The 13,530-nt window shown below is 61.7% G+C and carries 9 protein-coding genes; 4 read left to right on the forward strand and 5 right to left on the reverse strand.

Annotated elements, in window-relative coordinates:
- Positions 1-38 precede the first annotated feature (38 nt).
- From I2G40_RS04570 to I2G40_RS04580, 3 genes are all read left to right on the forward strand, one after another.
- Positions 39-260, forward strand: coding sequence for a heavy-metal-associated domain-containing protein (locus I2G40_RS04570; RefSeq protein WP_006235338.1), 222 nt, complete (start codon positions 39-41; stop codon positions 258-260).
- 135 nt (positions 261-395) lie between these two features.
- Positions 396-665: a metal-sensing transcriptional repressor gene (locus tag I2G40_RS04575; RefSeq protein ID WP_229066831.1), complete on the forward strand. Its 270-nt coding sequence runs from the start codon at positions 396-398 to the stop codon at positions 663-665.
- Between the two features lie 112 nt (positions 666-777).
- Positions 778-1,251 (forward strand): hypothetical protein, encoded by a 474-nt coding sequence (locus tag I2G40_RS04580; RefSeq protein WP_195544338.1) that lies wholly within the window; start codon positions 778-780, stop codon positions 1,249-1,251.
- Positions 1,252-1,358: 107 nt separating this feature from the next.
- Here I2G40_RS04580 and I2G40_RS04585 read toward each other — a convergent pair whose 3' ends face one another.
- From I2G40_RS04585 to gltB, 5 genes are all read right to left on the reverse strand, one after another.
- The gene (locus tag I2G40_RS04585; RefSeq protein WP_229090655.1) at positions 1,359-2,756 is read right to left on the reverse strand and encodes an amidohydrolase family protein; all 1,398 of its coding nucleotides are present in this window, start codon (positions 2,754-2,756) and stop codon (positions 1,359-1,361) included.
- Positions 2,757-2,944: 188 nt separating this feature from the next.
- Positions 2,945-4,021 (reverse strand): hypothetical protein, encoded by a 1,077-nt coding sequence (locus I2G40_RS04590; RefSeq protein WP_195544340.1) that lies wholly within the window; start codon positions 4,019-4,021, stop codon positions 2,945-2,947.
- Between the two features lie 272 nt (positions 4,022-4,293).
- A complete protein-coding gene (locus tag I2G40_RS04595) occupies positions 4,294-5,001 on the reverse strand; it encodes a hypothetical protein (protein ID WP_195544341.1) in 708 nt (235 codons plus the stop codon).
- Between the two features lie 416 nt (positions 5,002-5,417).
- Positions 5,418-6,899, reverse strand: a complete 1,482-nt coding sequence (locus I2G40_RS04600) for a glutamate synthase subunit beta (RefSeq protein ID WP_195544342.1) — start codon at positions 6,897-6,899, stop codon at positions 5,418-5,420.
- Positions 6,900-6,904: 5 nt separating this feature from the next.
- Positions 6,905-11,602, reverse strand: coding sequence for a glutamate synthase large subunit (gene gltB, locus I2G40_RS04605; protein WP_195544343.1), 4,698 nt, complete (start codon positions 11,600-11,602; stop codon positions 6,905-6,907).
- 522 nt (positions 11,603-12,124) lie between these two features.
- On the opposite strand from gltB, the gene I2G40_RS04610 reads away from it, so the two are divergent.
- Positions 12,125-13,381 (forward strand): Nramp family divalent metal transporter, encoded by a 1,257-nt coding sequence (locus tag I2G40_RS04610; protein ID WP_195544344.1) that lies wholly within the window; start codon positions 12,125-12,127, stop codon positions 13,379-13,381.
- The last annotated feature ends 149 nt before the right edge of the window (positions 13,382-13,530 follow it).

A 13,530-nucleotide genomic window follows, 5' to 3' on the forward strand; every position in this document is an offset into this window, starting at 1 on the left:
GGTGCCTGGGAAAGCCGACACAACAGAGAGGAATACCCATGCGTTACACGATCAAGACTTCCGGCCTTATGTGCGGCCACTGCGATGCCACCGTCGAGACGGCGCTGCTCAACGTGGCCGGCGTGACCGACGCCGACGCCGATCACGAGACCCAGACCGTACAGGTGGAGTGCGCCGACACCGTGACCGCTGAGCAGCTCGCTGCCGCCGTCGAGGGCGCCGGCGAGAAATTCCATGCCCTGTCCGTAACCGCCGCGTAGCAGGCGCCACCTGCCCCCTCAGAAGTTGCGGTGAAATACGGACTGTTGAGCCGCCCTAGGCCCTTAAACAGTCCGTATTTCACCGCAACTGACGGGGACATCCGGAAGATCGACCAGAAACGAGGACCCGCCATGATGGCAGACCACAAATCGGTGACCCGCATGCTCAAAACGGCACGCGGCCAGATCGACGGCATCTTGCGGATGGTCGATGAGGACCGCTATTGCGTCGACATCTCCACGCAGCTCATGGCAACACAGGCGCTCCTCGCGCGCATTAACGCCGACGTGCTCAAGGCGCATATCGAGGGCTGCGTGACTTCGGCAATCGAATCGGGCGACGAAGACCTCAAAGCCGCCAAACTCGCCGAAATCGAACGCGTCGTCGACAAACTCTCCAAGTAATTGGGGCATTGGGGACAGGTACGTTTGCACCACATTGGTGCAGATTAACCTGTCCCCCTTGCTCTAAATCGGGTATAAAGGCGTGCGGCATATCGAATGAAAGGCAATTTGCATGAATGACTTTATGAAGGGCCGCAATGGCGCTGACGAACTCACCATCGTGATGGGCTTCGCAGGCATTATCATCGCCATGATCGGATCGATAGCCCGCATCCAGTGGCTCAGCTGGATTGCCATCGCCGTAATCGTGATTGGCGTGCTGCGCGGCCTGTCCAAAAATATCGACGCACGTCACAAGGAGAACGAGGCCTTTGTCGCCGCGACTGCAAACGTACCCGGCTTGGGCAAGTTTGTAGCTAGCTTGGGCGGCGGAGCTGCAGCGGCCAACGCCTCGCGCGCAGCCGGTACTAGCAAGGAAGACTTTGAACGTGCCAAGCGCACAGCCAAGAAGATGTGGAAGGGCCGCAAGACCACGGCCTATCTCAAGTGCCCCAACTGCGGCCAGATGCTCTCCGTTCCCAAGGGCAAAGGCAAGATCCGCGTCACCTGCCCCAAGTGCCATGCCAAGATGGAGACGCGCTCATAGCCGCCATACCATGGGACAAATAAAAGCCGAGGCCTCGTGTTGAGACCTCGGCTTTTTCTAATTATGACAAAAGGATTGCCCCCTTGTCGCATCGCCATATCGCGCGCTTACGCCACGCCGTCGCGGGCAAGCTCCTCGGCAAGCGCCTCGGCAGGCATGGCCATAATCGCGTCGAGCTCGGCGTCCACCTCGGGAATACGCTTCACCTTGAGCTTGCGCACCAGATCGCCACGACACATCACGTGTACCGGCTCACGCAGAGCGCACAGGTCATCGAGCGGGTTCTCACGCGTCACCAGGATATCGGCGGCCTTGCCGCACTCGATTGTGCCAGTCTCGCCGCCCAGCCCCAGCAGCTCGGCATTAACCTGCGTGGCTGTATGCAGTGCAAAGGCGTTGCTCACGCCGACATACTTGGCAAAATAGGCCACCTCGCGCCACATGTCGTACTGCGTCACAAACGGGCAGCTCGAATCTGTGCCAAGGCCCACCTTAACGCCAGCTTCCAGTGCGGCACGAGCGCTCTCGATGATGCCCGAGCACACGATGTCGCCGTTCTTCTTTTGCGTATCGGTCGAATGGGTCTTTTCCGGGTCGAGCAATACAAACGGCAGCGCCGGGCTGATAGTGCAGGTCACGCTCGGCGCACGCCCCTCGAGCTGCGTGCCCGCGGCGCCACGGTACAGCTCCAAGATCTCGGGCGTCAACGGAGCGCCGTGCTCAATCGTGTCAACACCGGCCTCAAGCGCGGCCCTCACGCCCTCGGTACTCTCGACATGGGCCATAACCGGAAGGCCAACCTCGTGCGCCGCCTTGCACGCCGCTGCGGCGACATCGACCGGCATGCGCAGCACGCCCGGCTCGCCCACCTCGGTCGCATCGAACACGCCACCCGTCACGAACAGCTTGATGACGTCGGCGCCGCGCGCATACAGGTCGCGCACCTGTTCGGCCGCCTCTGCGGGAGTATTGGCCACCTGCGCAAAGAGGCCCGCACCGTGGCCACCCGGCACCGTGACACCCGTTCCCGGTGCCACCAGACGCGGACCCTGATACTTGCCGGCGTCGATGGCGTTGCGCACGGCGATGTCGGCAAACAACGGGTCGCCTGCACCGCGCACCGTGGTCACGCCGCTTGCCAGCTGCTGCTGAGCGCTGCTCTTGAGGATATGGCGCACGATGGCGCGGCCCACGGGATTGTCGAGCTTCTTCATCAGCGCGCCCGCATCGCCCGCCGAAACCGGCTTGCCCGAACCGCACAGATGCACATGCATATTGATGAGGCCTGGCATGAGATACGCACCTGCCAGGTCGATAACCTCGGCCCCCGCTGGAGCTTGGGCCACGGCGCTCGGTCCCATCCAGGTGATGACACCGCGCTCAACGGCCACGGCCATATCGGGCTGCGGCTCCATATGCTCCGAGCCATCCAGGACGGTCGCATTGATAAACAACGTGGGACGATCGGCAGTCGCCATATCGAGCTCCTCCCTCACGATTAACATGAACATTTGTCCATTATTACCTAGTCCCGCTGGATTGCTGCAGACGCATCGGCTAACGGAGGGAAGAGGGGATGTGGGGGGACGGAATACGTTGCAGTCCCACCTCAGCGACACCAGGGAAATGTCTCGAACTGTAACAGGTACAGGGTTATTGGGCCCCTTGCTGTTACAGATCGAGACAAAACCCCTCAGCGCCCATACCACCGGCATCTCCATTCCTCAGCCAAATCGGCCCGTCGCGGAATACCCGCCAGCCTCATCTTCTCAACCAGCTTCCCCGGATTCTTGAGCTCATCAAACGTAAACCGAAGCACCTTGTGTCCGAGCATTGTCAGATGGGACTCCCGCTGACGTTCTGCCACGAATGGGTCGATCGACTCCCGACCCTCGTCGTTCTGCAAGGCATACTTCCCCTTTCCGTCCAGCTCGCCAATCACGCACGTTCCGTCCTCGAGCCTCCAAAAATAATCAACGCGAAACACTTGGCTCGAATCGAGCGGATCACGAAACTCCACCTGCAGCTCCGGAACCGGAAAACCGTATGCAATAAAGAACGCTCGGAACCGAGACTCGCCGCCGTTTTCGGACAGCCCGTCCGCATACGACGCGATCACCTGCGCCCTGCGATACCCTCGCCTGCCCTCGCAATCGGCGCGGAGGCGCTCGCACAAATCCCCACGTGATACGCCTTTCGCCCGCAGTGCAGAATCGGCAATCGCCAACCCGTAGGAGAACGGCGCACGCAGCAAGCAATCCTCCACCGTGCGCCAAAACGACGTCACCCGCACGCCATCAACACGCTCGAGCGCGCCCGCCATCTGCGGACGCAACAACCTGCACCCGCCGCTCAACGTCACCGAACAACCCGTCTTAACAAGAAAGCGCGGCCCGAGCAGATCATTCGGCACCTCCAGACCCCACAAAAGCGCCGCGTCATAGCCCCAAAACGCCCAATCGGGATGAAATTCCGCAAGCCCTTTGATAGTCCTCAGCGCTCGCTCCGCCGGCGTCAATGCATCCCAATCATGCTGAAAACAGAACAGGTACGGCTCGGGCTCCGCGATATCGTCGGTTCCAACATGGCGTCGCAGCCACATGAGCTCGGTATTGTCATGCGTTGCGAGCAGCGCACCTTGCTTGGCCGTCTCCGTGAGCCGCGCGAGCATCCTATTCCGCGCCAACGTGTTGCGAGTCGTATGTTTGTGTTTGAGAACGGTATTAGACACTTTCATCACCACCACGTCAGACAAATGGACCATCGTCACCGTGCCTCCGCTGGCAAATGTCTTGATCTGTAACAGGAAGACAGTCTTTGAGCCTCTAGTTGTTACAGAACAAGATCTTTCGGCAGCCGCCAACCTTCCGTCTCAATCTGTAACAGTTAGACGTTCTCCAGCCCCCAAACGTTACAGATTTAGACAAACCAGCGGCGCCCAAGCGTTCGTCTCGATCTGTAACAGGTAGACCGGTTTTTTGTCCCTAAACGTTACAGATTGAGACAAAGTCAGGGGCAGCAGAGCGACACCAGTAACACCCCCTACTCCCACTCCTGCTCGTAGATGTTGAGCGACTTTACGTACCGCCCCTGGGCGCCCATGATGTCGCGGACCAGACGCAAGAAGAAACTGATGCACGAGGTGTCAAAGCCATCCTGCAGGTCCTCCGGATGCACCGCACCAGGCCCATCGACCGCCGTGTCACTCAGGCGTGCGATGTCATACAGATAGAGTTGTCCCGCCGTCAGCCAGACATCGTCGACGCAGGCGAGGCGCACCGCAATCGCTCCGTCGCTCCAATGCTCCTTTTGCACGATATGCGGATCGTAGACGTCAAAGCGACGGTCGGTGCGTGTGTCCTTCAGCGCGACCATACCAGTCGCAGGATCCTTGTCCAAAATGCCAAAGCGCGAGAAATACTGCGTGTCGTATACCTGCTCGAGCCGCTTGAGCGAGGCAGGCGAAAGCGATGCCGGCGGCTCATCAACATACAGCTCGAGCAGCGTCTTGCCATGGCGATAGGGGCGCTCGAAGAGCAGCCAATCGGTAAATGCCATGTTGTAGGCCATGATTTCGTTTTGGGAAGGCTCGGTGCAATAGCCGAGCCACGGGTCGACAATGATCTCGAACTGCTCGCGCGCCGGCTCCAAAAACTGAAACTTCCGCAGCATCCAAAAATGGGCCATGTCGGCAATATCGTTACCGACGGCTTCGGCCAGATGCGCTCGGTCTAAAACGTGGTCAGTCACGGCATCCTCCTCAAACTGATGAACCTCAATTTGAGCTTACGAGGAGGGTGGGCAGCCACTGTCAGCACGGACAAAATAGGCCTCCGGCTGCAAACCAACTGCTGACCAAACACTTGACGGGATGCTTGACCGAAAATGCGCACCGCAATAAAACCGCAGGTAAACATAGACGGCCAACCCGCCCTTTTGAGCCATATGCCCACAGCCACCACAGAAACAACAGGTGACCACAGCTCAAAAAGACGCCGAATGGACACTCGCGCGTCGACAAACGAACAAATCGGTCGCAAACCCGCAAGAAGTGTCCCCGAATGCCGACCCAAAAGGAACGTCCCCAGCATGCCGGCACTTGGGGACGCTCCTTATGTGCCGGCAGTTGGGGACAGCCCTTGACGATTCAATTGTGAACAGCCGCCTTACAGCTCCAGCGCCTCGGCGACTTCGGCAGCGCAGGCCAGGGCGTCGGCCATGGCGCTTACCACGAGCGAACTGCCATTGCGAGCATCGCCGGCCACGTATACCGGTGTGGCGCCCGCGGCGACGCCGTCGACACGCGCTGCAAGATGCGAGCCCTCGGCAGCCATCACAGGCAGCGGACGACCAGTGGTGGCAACGGGCACGCCCACCGCGTCGAGCACGCCATGCTCAGGACCCGTAAAGCCGCAAGCGATGAGCACCAGCTGCGCCGGCACCTCGTGCTCGGAACCCGCGATGCGCTCGGGCTTTCCCGCCGACCAGTCCAGATCGACCACGCGCAGACCCGCAGCCGCACCCTTCTTGTCCAGCAGCACCTCGAGCGTATCAACGCCCCAGGCACGCATCTCGCCACCCATCGCAGCGATAGCCTCCTGCTGGCCGTAGTCGGTCTTCTTCACATTGGGCCACTGCGGCCAGGGGTTGCTCGCCGCGCGCTTATCGGGTGCCGCCGGCAAGAACTCAAACTGGCGCACGCTGCGCGCGCCCTGACGCACGGCGGTACCCACGCAGTCGTTACCGGTATCGCCACCGCCAATGACCACAACGTCCAAGCCGCGCGCATTCACCGCAGGCTCGCCGCCATCGAGCACCGACACAGTCGAAGCCGTCAGATAGTCCACGGCATACACCACGCCCGAGGCATCAATATTCGCAGCCGAAAGCCCACGCGGGGCACGAGCGCCGGCAGCCACCACGACAGCGTCAAAGCCGTTGAGCTTGGCCGCCACCGCAGGGTTCGTAACGTCAGCACCCAGCTCAAACACAATACCCAGCTCGCGCATAAGTGTCACGCGACGCTCGACCACGGACTTCTCGAGCTTCATGTTGGGAATGCCGTACATAAGCAAACCACCCGGGCGGTCGTCACGCTCAAACACCGTCACGCGGGCACCGCGACGCGCAAGCTCCCATGCTGCCACCAGACCAGCAGGACCGGAGCCCACCACGGCAACCGTGGGCGCGCCCTCCCCTGCCGGCTCAAAGCTGCGCGGACCGCCGTTGGCCCACTCATGGTCGCTGATCGCTCGCTCGTTGTCATGGATCGTCGTGGGCTGGCCATCGACCGAACCCAGGTTGCACGCAGCCTCGCACAGCGCCGGGCACACGCGACTTGTGAACTCGGGCATGGGCGAGGTGAGCGACAGGCGCTCGGCAGCCTCATCCCAGCGGCCGCGGTACACCAGCTCATTCCACTCGGGAATCAAGTTGTGCAGCGGACAGCCGCTCGGGCGCGCCTTGCCAAAGCTCGCGCCCATCTGACAAAACGCCACACCGCACATCATGCAGCGGCTCGCCTGGGCGCGACGCGCGTCGTCATCGAGCTCCACGTACAGTGGATCGAAATCGCGGCTGCGCTCCTCCACGGGGCGCAGCTCGTGGGTCACGCGATCGATATCAAGAAAAGCACCGGGCTTACCCATGGCACTTACGCCTCCTTCTTGGTCGAAGCAACAGAGCTGGCGGTGGCGGGCGCAGCGCCAGCAACACCACCCGCCACATCAAAGCGAGCGACATCGGCGGCGTCGGCGCGACCGGTCACAATGTCAAACGCCAGCTCCTCGGCCTGCGCATGCGTCTTGCCGACGGCCTCGGCGGAGGCGACAATCGCCAGCACGCGCTCGTACTCGGTTGGAATGACCTTCACAAAGTGCTTGCTCATCGTCTCAAAGCTGTAGAGCAGCTTAATACCGCGCGGGCTCTGCGTCGCGTCCACGTGCTCCTGGATGAGCGCACGAATCTGCGCCAGCTCGCCGGCCGTCGGGGCCTTGAGCTCAACGCTCTCGTGGTTCACACGGGCATCGAGCGTGCCGTACTGGTCAAAGACATAAGCCACGCCACCCGTCATACCGGCAGCGAAGTTCTGCCCGACCTCACCCAGGATGAGCGCCAGACCGCCCGTCATGTACTCGCAGCCATGGTTGCCGCAACCCTCGACCACCACGGTGGCACCGGAGTTGCGTACGCCAAAGCGCTGGCCGGCCAGGCCGTTAATAAAGCCACGGCCGCTCGTAGCGCCAAAGAACGCAACGTTGCCCACGATGATGTTCTCGTCGAACTTGTAGGTCGCATGCGGGTTGGGGCGCACCGACACCTCGCCGCCCGAAAGACCCTTGCCAAAGTAGTCGTTGGCGTCGCCGCACACGTTGAGTGTAATGCCGCGCGGCAGGAAGGCGCCAAAGCTCTGACCAGCCGAACCATCGCAATCGATGGTAATGGAGCCGGCAGGCAGACCCTCGGGATGCGCCTTGGTCACCGCATTGCCCAGGATGGTGCCCACGCAACGGTTGACGTTGGCGATATCGGCGCGGAAGCGAATCGGACGCAGGTGCGCACGGGCATCGGCCGTATAGGGCACAAACAACGTGGAGTCGAGCGTCTTGTCGAGCTCGCTGTCCGCGGCCATCTGCGGCAGGAAGTGGCGACCGTCGGCACCCGAGATATGAGCGCCGAACTCGCAGGTCGCGCTCGCCAGCACGGGCGACAAATCGAGCAGGTTGGCCTTGCGGTTGCCCGGGACCTCGATCTGGCGCAAGCACTCGGGATGGCCGACCATCTCATCGATGGTGCGGAAGCCCAGGCTCGCCATGACCTCGCGCAACTGCTCGGCAACAAAGAGCATAAAGCGCTCGACGTGCTCGGGCTTGCCGCGGAAGCCACGACGCAGGCGGCAGTTTTGCGTAGCGATGCCGGCCGGGCAGGTATCCTGCTGGCAGTCACGCTGCATGAGGCAGCCCATGGAGATGAGCGGCATGGTCGCAAAGCCAAACTCCTCGGCACCCAACAGGCAGGCAACGGCGACATCGGTACCGTCCATAAGCTTGCCGTCGGCCTCGAGCACCACGCGCGAGCGCAGGCCGTTTTGCAGCAGCGTCTGCTGGGCCTCGGCAAGGCCAAGCTCCAGCGGCAGACCCGCGTGCCAGATAGAGTCGCGCGCAGCGGCACCCGAGCCGCCATTGTGGCCGCTGATCAAGATCTTGTCGGCAGCGCCCTTGGCAACACCAGTGGCGATGGTGCCGACGCCGGCCTCGCTGACCAGCTTGACCGACACGCGTGCGCCGGGATTGGCGTTCTTAAGATCGAAGATCAGCTCTGCCAGGTCCTCGATGGAGTAGATGTCGTGGTGCGGCGGAGGTGAGATCAGGCCGATGCCGGGCGTGGACTGACGGACCTCGGCAATCCAGGGGTAGACCTTCTTGCCGGGCAGGTGACCGCCCTCGCCAGGCTTGGCGCCCTGGGCCATCTTGATCTGAATCTCGAAGGCGCTGCACAGATAACGGCTTGTCACGCCAAAGCGCGCGCTTGCCACCTGCTTGATCGCGGAGTTCTTGGAGTCGCCGTTGGCCAGCGGGGTCTCGCGACGCGGGTCCTCGCCGCCCTCGCCGGAGTTGGAACGGCCGTGCAGGCGGTTCATGGCGATGGCCATGCACTCGTGTGCTTCCTTGCTGATGGAGCCGTACGACATGGCACCGGTATTAAAGCGGCGGACGATGTTGAGCGCGGGCTCCACCTCGTCGAGCGAAACCGGCGTGCGACCGTTGGCATTAAAGTCGAGCAAGTCACGCAGGCGCACGGCACGGCCCGTGAGGTGCAGGCGGGCGCTGTACTCCTTAAAGGTGTCGTAGCTGTCCTCGCGGCAGGCGGTCTGCAGCAAGTAGACGGTCTGCGGATCGATGAGGTGATCCTCGCCGCCGAGCGGGCGCCACTTGGTCAGGCCCAACGTGGGCAGCTGATCGGGAGCCGGGCTCTTAAGGATAGCGAGTGCGGCGTCGTAGCGCTCGTTTTGCTCGCGCTCAACGTCCTCGACACCCATACCGCCCACACGGCTCACCGTGCCGGCGAAGTACGCGTTGACGAACTCCGGAGTGAAGCCCACGGCCTCGAAGATCTGCGCCGAATGGTAGCTCTGCACCGTGGAGATGCCCATCTTGGACATGATGGAGACGATGCCGGCGGTCGCAGCCTTGTTGTAGTTGGCAATGCCCTGCTCGGCTGTCACGTCCAGATCGCCGTGCGCCGCCAAGTCGCGAATGCACGCATGCGCGTTGTACGGATAGATGCCGCTCGCGGAGTAGCCCACCAGCGCCGCAAAGTCGTGCGGGGACACGGCGTCGCCACACTCCACCACGATGTCGGCAAAGGTACGCACGCCGGCGCGGATCAGGTGGTTGTGCACGCAGCCCACGGCGAGCAGCGACGGTACGGGCACCTCGCCCGCGGCGGCACGGTCGCTCAACACCACGATGTTCACGCCGTCACGGACCGCGGCCTCAACGTCCTCTGCAAGCTGCTTGAGCGCAGCCTGCAGCGCACCCTCGCCGGCATCGCGGCGGTAGACGGCACGGAAACGGCGGGTCTTAAAGCCCACGCGGTCGATGGCGCAGATACGCTCGAACTCCTCCTCGCTCAGCAGCGGACGCTCCAGGCGCACCAGCTGACAGGCCGTACGGGAGTCCTCGAGCAGGTTGCCGTGGTTGCCCAGGTAGAGCGTGGTCGAGGTGACCATATGCTCGCGAAGAGCGTCGATGGGCGGATTCGTGACCTGAGCGAACAGCTGATAGAAGTAGTCGAAGAACGAGCGCGTCTTCTTGGACAGGCAGGCCAGCGGCGCATCGATACCCATCGAGGCGAGCGGCGCCTTGCCCTGCTGGGCCATGGGACGCACGACTTCGTCAACATCATCCCAGTGATACCCGAGCTTGGCCATGCGCACGGCGGCGGGCACCTCGGTATCCTCGGCGGGCGTGGGCGCGACGGGCTTGTCGAGCGCGTCGACGGTCAGCGTCTCCTCGGCGATCCAGTCGCGATAGGGCTTTTCCTTGGCGTAACGGGCGCGCAGCTCGTCGTTGTAGATGACGCGGCCGCGGGCAAAATCGACCTCGAGCATCTGGCCCGGTCCCAGACAGCCGCTCGTCAGGATGTTCTCGGGGCTCACCTCGATGGTGCCCACCTCGCTTGCCAGCATAAAGCGACCGTCGCGCATCACATAGTAGCGGGCGGGACGCAGGCCGTTACGGTCGAGGGCGGCACCCAGCGTGCGACCGTCGGTAAAGGCGATGGCCGCCGGGCCATCCCACGGCTCCATGAGCATGGACTGGTAAGCGTCGTAGGCGCGGCGCTCCTCACTCAGGCTGTCGTTGTGGTCCCACGGCTCGGGCAACAGCATGGACGCGGCACGCGTAAGCGGGCGACCGTTCATGACCAAAAACTCAAGCACGTTGTCCAGAATCGCGGAATCGGAGCCCTCGCGGTTGATGATGGGCATCACGCGCTCAAGATCATGCTGCAGCACGGGACTGTACAGGTTGGGCTCGCGGGCGCGGATCCAGTTGACGTTGCCCTTGAGGGTGTTGATCTCGCCGTTATGGATGATATAACGGTTGGGGTGCGCGCGTTCCCAGCTGGGCGTGGTGTTGGTGGAGTAGCGCGAGTGGACGAGCGCCACGGCCGTCTTGACGGCGGCGTCGTTGAGATCGATGAAGAAGCGGCGCATCTGCGTGGCGACCAGCATACCCTTGTACACGATGGTGCGCGAGCTCATGGAGCACACATAGAAGATCTTGTCGCGCAGGGCAAACTCGACGTCGGCCTTCTTCTCGATGGTGCGGCGGCACACGTACAGACGACGCTCGAAGGCATCGCCGGCGGGCGTGTCGTCCGGACGGCCCAGGAAGGCCTGCAAGATGGTGGGCATGCAGGCGCGGGCCGTCTCGCCCAAATCGTGCGGGTCGACCGGCACCTCGCGCCAAAAAAGCAGCGGCACGCCGGCCTCGGCGCAGCCCTCCTCAAACACGCGGCGGGCATCCTCTACGCCCTTGTCGTCCTGCGGGAAGAACAGCATGGCCACGCCATAGTCGCCCTCTGCCGGCAGAATCTGGCCGCACTTTTGAGCCTCTTTGCGGAAAAAATGATGCGGAACCTGGAACAGGATTCCGGCGCCGTCGCCGGTGTTCTTCTCGAGTCCGGTGCCGCCGCGGTGCTCCAAGTTGACCAGAATGGACAGCGCATCGTCCAGAATCTGGTGATGACGCTCACCGTTGATATCGGCAAGCGCGCCGATGCCACATGCATCGTGGTCGAATTCGGGGCGATAAAGGCCCTGCTGCTGAGCGGAATCTGCCTGCATCGCGATCCTCCCCTAGATATTTAGACAGTCAGTTGAATAGGGATACTAGGAGCATCGCCGGCCCGTTGTGTTTCCCACCCGTTTCGAAACAATCGCGTAACGCGCGCCCTGCGAGTGGGTGCCGCCGAGCTCAAGGACGACAACAAGGGCCCCAAGTTCGGCCCGTATGCTCACCGCTTCAAACATCTCAATCTGTAACAGGAAGACCCAATTTTGGCGCCTAGATGTTACAGATTGAGATGTTTTCGAGAGACAGTTCCGAATGTCTCGATCTGTAACACGAAGGGCCGGTTTTTGCAGCTAACTGTTACAGATCGAGATTTTCCATAGGACCATTTCTTCCTGTCTCGATCTGTAACACCTAGGTCCAATTTCCATCCCTAGTTGTTACAGATCAAGACATTTCGGCAACTCCTTTCCCCATCCTATTCAAATACAACAATTTTGTTAGTCTCGGTTAACCTTTAAGCCTAAAACGGGTACCCTTTACGGCGTCAAACAAACGGCACGCAGGAGTGCACCATGCTCAACCATCTCAAACAACACTTTGGTTCCCGGCGCACCGGTGGTCACGGAGGCCTAGACATTGCGCGGCACATCGGCCCCGGGCTGCTCGTGACCGTCGGCTTTATCGACCCGGGCAACTGGGCCTCCAATATGGCCGCGGGCTCGCAGTTTGGCTACGCGCTGCTGTGGATCGTCACGCTGTCCACAATTATGCTCATTGTGCTGCAGCACAACGCGGCGCACCTGGGCATCGCCACGGGCACCTGTCTTGCCGAGGCCACGACACACTACCTCCCCCGCATCGTGGGACACATGGTGCTCGCCAGCGCCTATCTCGCGACCATCGCCACCGCCATGGCCGAAGTCCTGGGTGGCGCGATTGCCCTTCAAATGCTCTTTGGGCTGCCCGTGCGCGCGGGCTGCGTCATCGTGGCGGCAGTATCGATGGCGATGCTCATGACGAGCTCCTACAAGCGCGCCGAGCGATGGATCATCGCCTTCGTAGGCGTGGTAGGACTCTCGTTTTTGGCTGAGCTTACGCTGGTCAAGGTCGACTGGCCGCAGGCCGCCGCAAGCTGGATCACACCCAGTATGCCCACCGGCTCGGCCGCGATTATCGTAAGTGTCCTAGGCGCGGTTGTTATGCCTCACAACCTCTTCCTGCACTCCGAGGTCATCCAATCCATGCACTTCGAAGGCCAAGGCGAGCAAGTTATCGAAGAACGTCTGCGCTACGAGCTCTTCGACACGCTCTTTTCGATGGGCGTGGGCTGGGCAATCAACTCGGCCATGGTCATCCTGGCCGCAACGACCTTCTTTGCGCACAGCATTGTCGTAGACGACCTCGCCGTCGCAGCGGCCACGCTCTCCCCCATCTTGGGCCCGGCGAGCTCGACCATCTTTGCGGTAGCGCTGCTGTTCGCGGGACTATCGAGCAGCGTGACAGCGGGCATGGCGGCGGGAACCATCACCGCGGGCATGTTCGACGAGGAATACGACATCCACGACCGACATTCCTCGATCGGGGTGGCGGCTTGTTTCGTCGGCGCAGTGGCGGCGTGCTTGGTCGTCCCAAATCCTTTTGAGGGTCTCATCTGGAGTCAGGCACTGCTGTCGCTTCAACTGCCGATTACGGTCTTTGTGCTCATACGGCTCACCAGCTCAGCCCGCGTTATGGGCAAATACGCCAACTCGCGCCCGCTCAACGCGCTGCTCGTAGGGATTGGCGTCATCGTGACGATTCTCGACATCGTGCTGCTAACGGGGATGTAATTGGGATGGCGTGACTGTCCAGATATAACGTCTTAATCTGTAACACGTGAGACCGTTTTAAACCGTCAGATAAATCAGAACCACCCTTAAAAAGGGTGGTTTGCTCTTAGGGTATAACCCACGGGCCCCGGGCTCGCGTCTAAAGGCGC

Source organism: Collinsella aerofaciens (genome assembly GCF_015558785.1).
In the GTDB taxonomy this organism is placed as follows: domain Bacteria; phylum Actinomycetota; class Coriobacteriia; order Coriobacteriales; family Coriobacteriaceae; genus Collinsella; species Collinsella aerofaciens_P.

What these genes read in the sequence shown, in the direction of transcription:
- I2G40_RS04570 (WP_006235338.1), top strand. Translation starts at nt 39, where the DNA reads ATGCGTTACACGATCAAGACTTCCGGCCTTATGTGCGGCCACTGCGAT.
- I2G40_RS04575 (WP_229066831.1), top strand. Translation starts at nt 396, where the DNA reads ATGGCAGACCACAAATCGGTGACCCGCATGCTCAAAACGGCACGCGGC.
- I2G40_RS04580 (WP_195544338.1), top strand. Translation starts at nt 778, where the DNA reads ATGAATGACTTTATGAAGGGCCGCAATGGCGCTGACGAACTCACCATC.
- I2G40_RS04585 (WP_229090655.1), bottom strand. Translation starts at nt 2,756, where the DNA reads ATGTTAATCGTGAGGGAGGAGCTCGATATGGCGACTGCCGATCGTCCC.
- I2G40_RS04600 (WP_195544342.1), bottom strand. Translation starts at nt 6,899, where the DNA reads ATGGGTAAGCCCGGTGCTTTTCTTGATATCGATCGCGTGACCCACGAG.
- gltB (WP_195544343.1), bottom strand. Translation starts at nt 11,602, where the DNA reads ATGCAGGCAGATTCCGCTCAGCAGCAGGGCCTTTATCGCCCCGAATTC.
- I2G40_RS04610 (WP_195544344.1), top strand. Translation starts at nt 12,125, where the DNA reads ATGCTCAACCATCTCAAACAACACTTTGGTTCCCGGCGCACCGGTGGT.